The organism is Syntrophorhabdaceae bacterium (assembly GCA_028713955.1).
Lineage (GTDB): Bacteria > Desulfobacterota > Syntrophorhabdia > Syntrophorhabdales > Syntrophorhabdaceae > UBA5609.
Window position 1 is genome coordinate 1 of record JAQTNJ010000074.1, and the last position, 13,329, is coordinate 13,329.

Genomic DNA, 13,329 nt, shown 5'->3' on the forward strand with positions numbered 1-13,329 from the left:
GCGAGATCGCTTACGCTTTCAACGCCGGCTGCCTCGCCAAGATAATCTTTAAGGTTGGGTTGGATAACAACCGGTTTTATGGATTTCTCAATGTACTGACGGGTACCTTTCATCCCCAACAGATCGAAGAGTTTTCTGAACTGGGATTCCCAGTCCTTTTTGATCTCTTCTTTAACGGAAAGCGGCACATTCCAGGACTGTGTCTTGAAGGGGCCCACCGCATTTTTACGTGTCTTATAGTAGAATTGTTCATCGGTCATATCGCCTTTTCGATCTGAGGAATGTTTTTCCCGCAGATAGGCATACATTTCCTCGCGTAAATTATCAGGGATACGGTCGAAGAACATATTCATAAAATTTGTCGCCAGGTGGATCTCGCATGTTTCCGTTTCCACAAACTTGCCGAAGGCATCTTCGGGCAGGGTTGATGCACCGTGCTGCACTGCCCCTCCCATAGCATAATCCCGGCGTGCAATCTGACTCAGGCGATGCAATGTGTCAAAATCGACTTTAACCTTCGCAATCGATCCGTCCGGCAGCACAACACCGCCATGTGACGTCCCTGTCTGGATACTGATCTTGCTTAAACCCGTCATGCCGGCACCTCGCTTGTCCAGCGCCTTCCTGAATCCTTCAATATAGGCGCGCAATTCTTCTTCCGTTGAATTGCGCCCGCCAACCTCACCAATCTCGCCGCCGACTGAAACGGTAATCCCCTTTGGCTCTATTTTGCGGATATATGCGGTTAATTCGGCGGAAAGCTCTGTGTTAAGCACCTGCTGTTCAGGCACAGAGGGTTTGCTCAGATCTACCATCGTAGAGGTATCTACGTCGATGTTAAAAAAACCTGCCGCGAGCGATTCCTTTATCAGGTCTTTCACTGCCTGTACTTCAACGTCAGGATTGGCGCCATATCGCTTGGCGGAGATCTGAAAATGGTCACCCTGGATGAAGACCGGTCCCTTATGATCTTCCGCAATTGCAGCGGCAAGGATAGACGCGGCGTACTCTGTAGGGTGCTGGCCTGTGTACCCGATCTCAGAACGGGCTATCTCAAAGATAAATGCCGCGGCATCCATGCTTTTCGCCACACGGAAGATAACGCGGGCCGCGTCAAAAGAGAGGGCGCGCAGGTTGATCGCGGGAACCGTAAAGACCGGCGGCACCTCACCGCGGCCGCGGGCCATATACAGATCATGGATTGAGGCAGGGATGATCCCCAGATCCAGCGCTGCCGCTCGCGTGAGAAAGCGTGCGAGCCTCTGTTGCTCCCCTGACCCGAGCGCCGATATCTCGGCAAGCTTCTGAACCTTTTCGCGGAACTTTGCCGGATCGTTTACCCGAACAGCCCCTTGTTTCACCTCCAGGCTGTTATCAACCGCATCCAGGACATCTTTAATCTTTACGTCAGCCATATGAACCTCCTTTTAATGATCTCTTAATACTGTGGGTCACATTACTATGTACTCAAGTACCATTATACTTTATGAATATTACATCTACTCCCAGTATTAGACATTGTTTTTTAGTAATTCTTCAATAAGAATAATTTGATTATTGGCCTCCTTCTAACTCATATTGAAAAAAACATGCCACTGCCTTATCTGTCAAGTTTTTAATAGGTCAACTGTACTGAATAAATCCCACGGGCAAGCCCGTGGTACTATAAATACATACACTTCGTGTGAAAAACGGGAGCATTTACCCACATCTGAAGACGTGGTCCTCTGCCGGCTTGCGCCGCTCGCGGGAATCTATTCTGCAAGCTCCACGAGCATGAGGGGAAGGCTCCACGAGCCGGGTACCCGCGTGCGGGTGATGAGGTTTTCATACCGCCCTTAGGCATTCTATCGAGAACGCACAATTGGAGGACGGGACTTTTTGATAGAAACGTTTTTTTCAAAAATAACTCGCTTTGAAAGATTTTTTAAATTGAAATTCTGTTACTCCTTCCTGAAATATTGTACTGGGATATCTGTGGAACTGTGCAACATTACATCAGGAAATGAATGGAACAAGAGAGCAAAATACATATTCCCAATAAATATAGAAAATGTTATGAATATAAACAGCCGGAACAAACAAAGGGGTGAAAGAAATAAAGGGGCTTCATTATGAGTTTTGAATCGCGCCGGAGTTTAGATAAAAATATCGAAGTTAGGGCGTCAAATAGACCGATTAGAATTGTTTACCTGATTCCGTACGAAGAAGCAGACCTTAGTCATTGGATAATCGATGCGGTTTTTTACGAATGTTATACCCGCTGGTCTGGCGGCCGTACTCTGATTATCCCAACTGTTGGAGGTCAGTTCCTCCACGAGGAATACGAGTCTTGGTTAGAGTTTTACGATCCTGACTTTATTTATTCATATGTGCATTTGGGGCAAGAATTGATCGAGAAGATCAATGTTCTGTCTTGCCCGATCGCATTCATAGAGCATAAAAAACATGGATTGAATGAGGCCAGAGGATGGCAAAACTATTTGCCAGATTGGGGGATCTATTTTAAAGCAGTTTCATCGTTCTCAACCATTCACAGTCCATACGCCGGCGATCGCCTCCCATTCTGGGTCAAAGAAGAAGCTGCAGTCCCCACTGTTATCACGCAATGGGAGAAATTTGATGAATACCGATTTATACCTGATAACTTTGGCGCAGCATTTGATCTGCATAACTATCCCAATCCGGTCCAAGGGCTTTATAATACTTTCTGTTTCACTCCGAATGAAGTGCCGGACCGTATGATCGTCGGTACCAGCAAAACTACTTCAATTGCTGAGGTTCTTTTGCAAATCAGTAGCAACAAGGCTTTGCCGATTGCATGGCTGGCGATGGTCCATAGCCAGTCGGTCCCCCGTGTAAGGTCTCATGTTTGGGCTGCTAATTTCAATCTCTTTGTCGGACATACCTGTCTCGATCGCATTCATTTTTGGAATGCCCGGAGTCTTTTTGGCGATGTATTTGGAGCCCTTCTTGTCAACGACGTGCAGTTACAAGATGATGAGTTTATTAAGGTGGTGGGTCAATACTTGAATAAGCATAATTTCTTGGGAGGGCATAATGGGCCCGCTCGTGTTGCCATAAGAAGCTTTACCCATAACAAAGAGGACCTTGGCCCAATAAGAGACAGATTGAGCAAGTACACATTCAACCAGGTTTTTCTTGATGAAAGATACAATGCTCCGGCGATACCGGCGAGTGAAGATCTTGAGAAATCTTATTACACCAGCCAGCCAGACGTAACCACTTTTAAGCTAAGCGAGGACGTCAACCAGATACAGGCCAAAGAACCTGAACATTTCGCCTTCATTCCTATGAGATTTCGAGGTTATGATGATGGGCAATGGATAGTTGAACTCGAAATAGAGCGGCACAACAACCTCTCAAGATTCTCTAATGAGGTTGATACCTGGATGTTGCCGCGGCGGCATTCCGTGGTAAGAGCATTTACTAAGAATTTGGCAAAAGTGTCAAAGAATCATCGGCTCGCTCTGGTACCATCGACGGATAGTTTTCCTTTCCGAACAGAAGCAATCAATAGAATGTTCTCATATGACCTTTCTTTACCCGACGATGAAAATGTGTTTCGCTGGCTGATTCTTGAGAATCCCTATCTGTCAGAAAAAGATCTGCGGTCTGCGCTGAACTATAAATCATACAAAGACATGGCAATATCCGACAAGGGTCAGAATCTGCGTGGTGTTATTTCAATGTTTGACCACCCATCCGACGCCTCGGAACTCCTAACAAACCAATACTGGAGAAACATCTTAAGAAAATGGAAAGGTAAAGGTGATGACAATAAGGTTCATGCTCGAAGTCATTTTGATGGGTGTTTGCCAAACGATCGGGAGTCGAAAGAGAGATTAAGGGCAGAATTGCGGTTCGACAAAATCGGGATCGTCAGCAATTATCTAAAGACGAATTTGACAGATACATTAGAATTCTTAATAAGAAAAAGGGTATTTTTTCGCGTTTATCAATGGAGATGTTCATACTGCGGTCACGCCAATACGCGGACTTTTGAGGACATCAAAGAAACAAACAACTGTAATATCTGTGCAAAGACTCATTTTGCACCCATCGACCTTGAATGGAAATATGAACTTAACGATTTTATATATCGATCACTATGTGAGCACAATGGACTGACTGTATTATGGGCACTGGGTCAGTTGCAAGAAACAGATTGGCTCCATAGTTTTTATTATCTCCCGGAAGTTGACCTGTATCCCGAACATAACAGTTCGGAAACAAAAAATGAGATAGATCTTCTGTGTGTAATGGGCGGCCGGTTCTATGCTGCAGAAGTGAAGATGAGTGCTATTAGTTTCATCGAGAAACCAGACGGAATAAGCAAATTTATAGAAGAAATAAAATTGATCCGTCCCGACATTGCATTATTGGTATTTGAACAATATTGCGAATCTGAAACTGATTTAGACGCTACGAAGATCAAACTGAAGAAAGTCCTTGAAGAGATTGCCGAGAAAGTGGGGAGGCACATAACGGTCGACACCTTGGTTGCATCCGGGTTCTCGGAATTCAACGAGTACCCTGTTGATTTAGGATATTTTGGGAAGCGTGTCCACAAGATGTTTGATAGTATTCGACGTAAGCAATGAGAATTGCTAAGCTTCATTCTGATCTTCACCTTTAATAACACTAACCGTATACAACCTTTGTAGGTGTTTTCAGCGACTACTTCTTCCTGAAGTTGAGCATTTGTCATTTTTTATGAGGATACAACTTTCAATCCATATTCAATGATATTGCTGGAAATTATTAGCTTGAAATTTAAATAAGGTTGGAGGACAATGGACAAAAGAGAGCGGATATTACGGTAAAACGGCCAATTTAAAAAAATTACTTTAAGGTGACGGGAAGTGATATGTCAGAAATAACAAGTAAAGATAAATTAAAAGGTCGTATTTATCCAGCTATACAAAATTGTGTTAACAATTAGGTATAAAATTGTTGTTGGAGTTTTTTCTTATTATGCGTTTCTTCTATCTGGATTGAGTACAAAATTTTATTTTTTGAAGGATAATAAAATTATTGGCGCTGTTATTCCAATAATTTTATTTTTATTTTCAGTACATAATTTTTTCAACTACAGGGAAAATGTTAAAGATCAAGTTGAATTAGAAAATAATGGAATAAAATATCAATCTTTAAGCTCTTATGATAAATTTAAAATTATTGATATGGAAATTTATTCTTTAATTTTATCGACATTATTAAATTTGGCCGGATATTTTTTTATTATTTTTGCCGATTGTTTACGGTTATCTGTTTGACTGAGATACCAAAAACCGATTTGGAGTAATAAGAAGTATATGGCTATTGCCGACCAACTAAAAACAATCTACAGCAACTTCTCAATAGGCTTATTCGCTCATTGTCTGATGAGACGATTGAGACCAGAAGATGTATTAACGAGCGATAGAGTTATCGTGGGAGAAGATGGTCTTTACTGCATTCCACCAGGAAAGACCATACCAGTTGAGGCTGGCAAGTTTTATGAGATGGTTTTTGCTGGCTCGCCTGATTTTAACCTGACTCATTCGGCAATGGAGTTCGCCAAAATGTTGCTACGAAATTTAACCATTGACAGCTACGAAGCTCTTTTCAATTACAGTGCACAGACCAATCAACTTGCTCAAATGCAAGCTCAAGGTTGGTATCAATTTGCGCGTATGGTCAGAAATTCGTTGACACATACGCAACACTGGAAATTTGTACAACATGATTTAGCGCGGCTACCAGTTACTTGGAGAAGCAAAACTATAGAACCAAGTATGAACGGTAAAGAGCTTTCTTTTGATTTCTACGATTGGTGGGATGGGTGTGAGCTTTGGAATGAGATGTACGAATTTGCCAAAACTTTAAGCTGATGTAATGGCTTACACCGCGTCAAGCCGACTCGTTACACTCTTGGCTGATTGTTGCGTTATACTCTTTTCTTTCCGTACTCTACAACTTATTTTTGCGCGTCGTATGCTTGATAAGTAGGTGCACTGGCCACCCGTTCCTTCCTGCAATTCGCGCAGTGCGGTTTCTGCCTTAAATACGACACTTCACATGGTATTCTACTACACAGATAAATTCTCCTTGACATCTCTCGGGAACGAACAGAAAATGTAAAAAATGGCGAGTATAAGGGCAAAAGCTTTGGTCAAGATTCAAGTTAAATCTTTTCGATGGAAAATGGACTCCTCCATACCACCCTTGAAAAATAAGGATATTGTACAGAAATGAATCCACGAGCAGTCGAGAATTACATACTGAAAAAATATTACGAACATCTAATGTCCGAAGATTCCCTTCTGAAAGATATACATACACGCAAAACACTTCACGGTGGTGGTACTAGATATGCCCGTGCGGATAAGGAACTTATCAGACCATTGAAGATAATGTCGGCTACCGCAGAAGTCCGCCTCGAAGATGTTAAGAACTATAGAATCGAAGAGTTTGCTGTGGTCATTAACAAGATTGCTACGGAGTTTATTATCGAGGTTCATAAAATGATGTTTGAATCTGTAGGTAAAATAACTGAGTTTACAGGAAACGTTGTCAATGCAGCTGGGAAACCGTTTTCTGTAGACATGTTTTTGGATATGATGGAAAAGATTGAAATTACTTTTAATGATGCAGGAGAGGCAATCATGCCTTCTATCGTAGCGGGGCCAGAACTAGTTGAGAAAATCAAGAAGACCAAGTTTTCAAAGGAACAGAGAGACCGTCAAAAAAAGATAATGGAGGCCAAGAAGAAAACATTCTATGCTAAAAAGTGTTATCGAAGATTATCTTACCTCGACTAAGGAACTTCAGCTATTTCTCCCTTTTATGCAATTATTAGAATTAAAGGGTTTCTACGACATTCATCTAACCCACGGTGGGACAGAATTCGGAAAAGACATTATCGCGAAAATGAGAACCGGCGCAACAGATATTCAGTACTCATTTCAGTTGAAAGCAGGAGATGTTAACTTGGGAAAGTTTAGAGACGATGTTCGACCGCAACTTATTGAAGCATGTATAAACAAACTCTCGCATCCTAATTTTGACTCAAGCCTGCCTTATCAGGTTGTGTTTGTTACCTCAGGCAGTTTGCTGCAACCTGCTGCTATTGCTTTCCAGGAGTTCAATAGGTTCGTAGACAAAACACTCAAATCACTTCCGATTGAAACGTGGGAAAGGCAGAAGCTCACTTCTGACTTTCTTATCAGTGGAATAGAACCTTTCTTTGAGCTGCATCGATCACCAGAGCTGGTAGGCAGGTTCTTTCACTTCTATTCACAAATAACAAACAATGATTCTATCGACTCTTTCAACATTGAAGAATACACAAAACATTGGCTGGAGCTGGATTGGAATAATTCACTCAACAAGTTGCAAGTTCTTTTTGAATCATATTTTTTCTCCAAATTATTGATGGATAAGGGAAAACAATATGAGGCTACTCTCGTCTTATCTGCTCTTGTTAGGACTCTTCTTAAAAACGAATCATACAACAGTTACCGAGAGGCCATCGAGATGTATTTTGATGAAATTTCCACAACACTTTTAAGGGTTGTGGAAAGCAAGAGTAGGGATACTGAACCACTAGACCTTTATGGCGAAGGTTTTTTTAAGATCTTTTACTATCCTTCATCCTGTCTCAGAACGTTAGAGGTGTTTTCTCTCCACATACTTACATCGGTAAAACCTTTGAAAGAGATAGAATCACTTTTTCTGAGAATCCTAAAGGAAGAGAAGGGGTGTTGTTATGTTTTGAGCAATAACTATGCAATCTCTGTTGTTCTTATTTCTTTGGTTCTTTTGAAGCTGGGCGAAACTGAACGTCTCCGTATATTTCTTAACAACGTCTGTGTATGGTTATGTGACAGACATGAAGATATTGGAATTAGTCCAATTGGTTCTTCTCGACAGGAAGAATTTGAACAGCTATTGTCAGAATACTTGACTGGCCTCTCGTTTCAAAAAGAGACATCGAGTTTTCTAGCTTGCGCCCTACTCGATATGGCCTATCTGCTTGGAGACAAATCATTATTCGAGCATATTGCCAATGACCTAAAAGCAGTTGGAGTGGCCCTAGAATTTTACCACATACTGTCCGATGATGCTTTGTACACCTACAATCATAGGGAAATAGTAACATCGTTTGATCCTGACTTTTCCATTAAATTCAAAAACGAATATAGTCGTATGATTCAACATGAGCGGAAACAAAACTCGATTTCAGTCCGAGATAGGGCCATTCTGTTTCTTATGTTTTTATTGAGAGATAGATATTTCCCAAGTTTTATCAAGGACTTTGCCAACCAGTCTTAACTAATTAATAATTAGCAAAGGTTCACAATATATCTACTACGCGACTGCAAGCCAAGGCTTCATTTCTTTCAGTAATATACTTGTCATTGTATACCCCATGCTCCATAAGTAGGTGTTTTCAAGTACGGTCTTCTTCCTGTCATCCACACCCGTCAGCTTTCGCTTGAAATGCGATAATATGAGTGGTAATTAATAGCATATCATAGGGACTTTCTCTGCATAAGGCTGTTAGGGGATAAAGATCGTGCTTGTCACGCGAATCATAGGTAAATGTCCGGGATGCGGCGCCAAGGAGTCGTTTGGAAATGTTTCTATTTCGAACGATATACTACTTCAGGGCTGCCTCCACTGCAAATATTCAGTGCAATGGCCTCTTCCTCCTCTGTCTAAGGCAATCCTGTACCTCGATCAATTTTTTCTTTCTCACGCTTTTCGGAGGAACTTGTCTCAGTTTGTGAACGCTGCTGAACGTATTGGCAGGCTTGCCCATGACCAAGTTGTTGTCTGCCCATACTCTCGCACTCATGAAACAGAAACCCTTCAATGGAGGGACCCACAGCAAAATAGCCTCTGGGAATTTATCAAGCGAACTTCAAGAGGACATGAATTCTATCCTGAATACAGAGTGAAGCACGCTCAAATAATTCGAGGATTTGAACGTTTTCTCAAAAGGGATGGTACGGAATTCCAGGTAGAACTTGGAGACGCTCTGAAGACCGATATTAACGACTGGGACGATTATTTCTGGATCGATGTTTCACGGATGCCACAAGATGCTGAAGCCGTCCGAAAGAGCAAACAGGAAGCAGTCTCGGGACTCATAAACCTATTCCAAGTTTGGCGAAATAGCACCACCACTTTCGAAGAGCATCGATCAATAGAGATGGCCGAGTGTGCGAACATCTACTTACAATTATATTTTGATATGAGCAAACGTGCTGCAAGTGGTGATCTTATGGCAAGGCTTTATGCACCTATCGACTCACAAGTCGTTGAGAGTCTCCTAGCATGGAATTGTAATGAAATGGATTTCTCATTTCGACTGAAACACATTATGGCCTATTTTCAGTCAACATATTTTCGACAAGTCCCACAGGTATGGATAGAAGCCGGTCTCTTTGCTGGACTGAAAGAGCGCGTAGAGAGAGGACAGTATCAAAACCCCGAAAAGGCTAAAAAACGCCTTCGCGGTTTATTTTATGATATTCAGTTTATTTCGCTTTATGCACCATATTGCCATGCAATGTTCATTGATAGCACAATGTTCGAGATCGCAACTGACAAGCGAGTTGGAATTGCCGACCGGTTTGGCACACGACTTTTTTCTAGATCAAACTGGAGAGAATTCATTGAATATCTTGATTTTCTGGAGAATAGCAAGACCGAGGAGTTAGAACTGTCATTAAAACTTGTACACCCCTGATGGGAAATGCTTTTGATGTCAGGGGAGCCGTTGGGGATGTCAATATTAATACCACCATTTCCGATATGTTATTTACGAGCTACTGGTTCACATGAGCCACTACCACACTTCCTTACAATTCGTAATCCTTGCCTTTGCGAAATCGCGAAGCTCCACACTTCGTAGGTAAAAACACCAAAAAAAATAATCAAACCCAGAAAAGTTCACAATCTCACTACATTATCGATCTGCGGCCGTTATACCTTTCGGTATCATAATATCTTTCCACGTCAACAAGTTTCAAGTTATTGATGATCTCTTTCATGGGAACGCTTGTAATTTCACCCCGTACAAGACTTACCATGCGTCCAAAATCCTCGTTGATTATCATATCAGCAGCGGCAATACCAAACCATCTGGCCATTAAACGATCACGTGCGGATGGCGATCCTCCACGCTGTAAATGACTCAGGATGAGATGGCGCGATTCGAATCCTGTTTGTTTTTCAATCTCACCAGCTATATAACTCGCTATTCCCCCGAGTGAGGGGTGACCGAATTCGTCTATCTTACCGTTTCTCAGGAATTCATGCTGTCCCGAAGGTTTCGCCCCTTCAGAAACGACAATAATCGAATATTTTATTTCCCGTCCCCTTCGTTCACGAAGAAGTTCACATACCTTGCCCATATCAAAATGGTGTTCGGGTATCAAAATAATATATGCACCGCTGCACTCACCTCCGTGGAGGGCGAGCCATCCTGCATGACGTCCCATTGTTTCGACAACAAAGATCCGGCCGTGAGAACCTGCGGTGGTTCTCAGCCGATCAATTTCCTCCATAATCACATTAACAGCGGTATCAAAACCGAGCGAATATTCGGTCCCTGTAAGGTCATTATCAATGGTCTTGGGAATGCCTATTGTCTTGATGCCCAGTTTGTGCAATTTATAGGCAACACCAAGCGTATCTTCTCCGCCAAGCACAACAAGTGCGTCTATCCCGAGCTTTTTAATATTATCAATTAATTTTTCAGAACGATCATTTTTCGGATTGAACGGGTTTGTACGTGAGGTCCCTAAGTTTGTCCCGCCATACCGGTCCCATGTTCGAACGATCTCTTCATCCAGACGCTTGAGGTATCGATCGCAGCTTTTCGGATCGTCAGGATCAACCTCTACCAATCCCTTCCAACCGTCAGCAACACCGATAACTTCAAAAGAAACAGATCGCTTCTCAGCGAGTTTTGGATCAAGAACACTTTTTGTTACCCATTTGACCGCACCATTCAGGCCGGGGCAGTCTCCTCCACCTGTTAAAACAGCTATTTTTAGTTTCATGACTTTTGCCCCCTTCACAAATCAGATTTCCCTGCTAATAACCAAAGGCACAAAGGCCGTGCTGAACAGGCAGGCCATTATTCGTGCCGTACGACTTTTACCCCCATTTCGTTGAGTTTCCTTCCCTATAATTATTATACACTATTTCATCCACTATACGTAACCTTACATTGAAAGCCATATGTTTGACCTGGAAAAGGAGTATGCCCGCTGGTTTTTTACTTTTGCCATGAACTATCAGCTATGAGCCGTTTGTGGGTATACTCAAAAGAGTGGACTTTTGCCCTGCAATCTTATATAGTTTTATACTATCGGGGCGTAGCGCAGCATGGTTTAGCGCACCTGCTTGGGGTGCAGGAGGCCGCAGGTTCAAATCCCGTCGCCCCGATTCTATTTTGGTTGGTGTTCGCTTGCTAATCCTTTTAACAAATGATGACGGCGTAAATTCCGAGGGTATCCTGACCCTCAGGAAGCATCTCATCAAAAAACACGACATATGCATTATCTCTCCCGAGAGGGAAAGGACCTGTGTCGCGCATGCGATCACCCTCCACAAACCGCTGAGGATAAAAGAGATTGCAGGCGGTATCTATTCAACGAACGGAACCCCTGCCGACTGCGTATATCTCGGGGTCAAGGTAATACTGAAACAAGCCCCGCATCTCATCATCTCCGGGATCAACAAAGGCCCCAACATGGGTCAGGACGTAAACTACTCCGGGACGGTGGCCGCCGCAAAGGAAGGCGCATTTATGCGGATACCCTCCATGGCGGCATCCCTCTGCGCGAGGGATAATTTTCGTTTCGATGACGCGGCAAAAATCGTTGAAAGGATAATCGGCAAAATCTGTGACGTCGCGGCCCCGGACAATACCTTTTTTAACGTCAATATCCCCAACCTTCCGGCAAAACAGGTCAAAGGTTTTATGGTGACAAGACTCGGAAAAAGGATATATAATGATACAGTAGTTGAGAGGGTTGATCCGAGAGGCGGCGCGTATTACTGGATCGGCGGCAACGGCGAAAACTACGAACACATCAGGGGAACGGATTTCTACGCAATTGAGAAAGGATACGTATCAATAACCCCGATGGATCTGGACATGACCGCCATGCGGTCAATGAAAAAATACAGAGAGCATTTCGGAAACGGTGTATGAAAAGCAGCATTCAGCTTTCAGCAGACGGCTTTCATCCTTTTGATGATTGCCGCTGCCGCTGCACTGATTGACGGCGGAAGGTATGATGAAATTCCATATTGAAAATTTCGGATGCCAGATGAACGAGCACGATACGGAGAAGATGGCCTCCCTCCTTGCCATCGAGGGCATGGAGCAGGTTGAGGATGCAAAAGATGCCGACGTCGTGATCGTCAACACCTGCTGCATACGGGAAAAGGCCGAGCAAAAATTCTACAGTCTCATGGGCAGACTGAGCGCCGTCAAAAAGAAAAAAGGTACGCTCATCGGGGTCACCGGTTGTATAGCCCAGATGGAGCAAGAGAACATACTGCAGCGATTGCCGTTTATTGATTTCTCCCTTGGTCCTTCGAACATCCATAAGATCAAAGAGGCCGTTGACCGGGCATTGCTCGGCGGACCGTTCCTCGATTTTTCCGAGAACGGGTGCAACGGCGCCCTCCTCGTAAGACCGGGATACGGACAAGGCACGGTCAAGGCCTACGTGACGATCATGAAAGGGTGCAACAACTTCTGCAGTTACTGCATAGTGCCTTACGTGAGAGGGAGAGAGGCAAGCAGGGACAGCCGCGATGTCCTCCGGGAGATCGCCGCGCTCGGAGACAAGGGGGTAAAAGAGGTTACGCTGCTCGGGCAGAACGTGAATTCCTACAACAACACGAGGGACGACATCTCCTTCCCGGAACTGCTGCACGAGATCAACGGCATCAATGGTATAGAAAGGATCCGGTTCGTCACTTCCCATCCCCGGGACCTTTCCCCGGAACTGATCGATTGCTTCGGAAGACTGGAAAAGCTCTGCGAGCACATCCACCTCCCCTTTCAGTCCGGCTCGGACAAGATCCTGAATCTCATGAACCGGGGTTACAGCTCGGATGAATACATCGCAAAGGTAAGGGCGCTGAGAGACAGGTGCCGCGAGGTGGCCATCACGGCAGATTGCATCGTCGGCTTTCCCGGCGAAGATGAGGAAGATTTCAGAAAAACCATGGATCTCATAGAAGATATTCAATTCGACGGTATATTCTCCTTTATCTTTTCTCCGAGGA

Annotated in this window: 10 protein-coding genes and 1 tRNA gene; 9 read left to right on the forward strand and 2 right to left on the reverse strand. The window is 43.6% G+C overall.

Annotated elements, in window-relative coordinates; genetic code table 11:
* On the reverse strand, window positions 1-1,415 hold a 1,415-nt coding region (locus tag PHU49_08030; protein MDD5243951.1), incomplete at its 3' end, for a class II fructose-bisphosphate aldolase.
* A 699-nt stretch (window positions 1,416-2,114) separates the two neighbouring features.
* On the opposite strand from PHU49_08030, the gene PHU49_08035 reads away from it, so the two are divergent.
* The 6 genes from PHU49_08035 (at window position 2,115) to PHU49_08060 (ending at window position 9,763) form a co-directional block, all read left to right on the forward strand.
* A complete protein-coding gene (locus PHU49_08035) occupies window positions 2,115-4,625 on the forward strand; it encodes a hypothetical protein (protein MDD5243952.1) in 2,511 nt (836 codons plus the stop codon).
* Window positions 4,626-5,039: 414 nt separating this feature from the next.
* The gene (locus PHU49_08040; protein MDD5243953.1) at window positions 5,040-5,300 is read left to right on the forward strand and encodes a hypothetical protein; all 261 of its coding nucleotides are present in this window, start codon (window positions 5,040-5,042) and stop codon (window positions 5,298-5,300) included.
* Window positions 5,301-5,339: 39 nt separating this feature from the next.
* Window positions 5,340-5,897 carry a hypothetical protein gene (locus PHU49_08045; protein MDD5243954.1) on the forward strand — a complete coding sequence of 186 codons (558 nt, stop codon included), beginning with the start codon at window positions 5,340-5,342 and terminating at the stop codon, window positions 5,895-5,897.
* Window positions 5,898-6,257: 360 nt separating this feature from the next.
* Window positions 6,258-6,827, forward strand: coding sequence for a hypothetical protein (locus tag PHU49_08050; protein ID MDD5243955.1), 570 nt, complete (start codon window positions 6,258-6,260; stop codon window positions 6,825-6,827).
* Window positions 6,787-8,340, forward strand: coding sequence for a hypothetical protein (locus PHU49_08055; protein MDD5243956.1), 1,554 nt, complete (start codon window positions 6,787-6,789; stop codon window positions 8,338-8,340). The genes PHU49_08050 and PHU49_08055 overlap by 41 nt, the downstream gene beginning before the upstream one ends.
* A 442-nt stretch (window positions 8,341-8,782) precedes the next feature.
* Window positions 8,783-9,763: a hypothetical protein gene (locus PHU49_08060; protein MDD5243957.1), complete on the forward strand. Its 981-nt coding sequence runs from the start codon at window positions 8,783-8,785 to the stop codon at window positions 9,761-9,763.
* 214 nt (window positions 9,764-9,977) lie between these two features.
* Here the strand turns inward: PHU49_08060 and PHU49_08065 are convergent, their stop codons facing one another.
* Complete coding sequence (locus PHU49_08065; GenBank protein MDD5243958.1) at window positions 9,978-11,081, reverse strand: ATP-dependent 6-phosphofructokinase; 1,104 nt, start codon at window positions 11,079-11,081, stop codon at window positions 9,978-9,980.
* A 312-nt stretch (window positions 11,082-11,393) separates the two neighbouring features.
* On the opposite strand from PHU49_08065, the gene PHU49_08070 reads away from it, so the two are divergent.
* From PHU49_08070 to miaB, 3 genes are all read left to right on the forward strand, one after another.
* Window positions 11,394-11,469, forward strand: a tRNA-Pro gene (locus tag PHU49_08070).
* A 22-nt stretch (window positions 11,470-11,491) separates the two neighbouring features.
* The gene (gene surE / locus PHU49_08075; GenBank protein ID MDD5243959.1) at window positions 11,492-12,241 is read left to right on the forward strand and encodes a 5'/3'-nucleotidase SurE; all 750 of its coding nucleotides are present in this window, start codon (window positions 11,492-11,494) and stop codon (window positions 12,239-12,241) included.
* A gap of 82 nt (window positions 12,242-12,323) precedes the next feature.
* A partial coding sequence (gene miaB, locus PHU49_08080; protein MDD5243960.1) for a tRNA (N6-isopentenyl adenosine(37)-C2)-methylthiotransferase MiaB occupies window positions 12,324-13,329 on the forward strand: 1,006 nt, incomplete at its 3' end.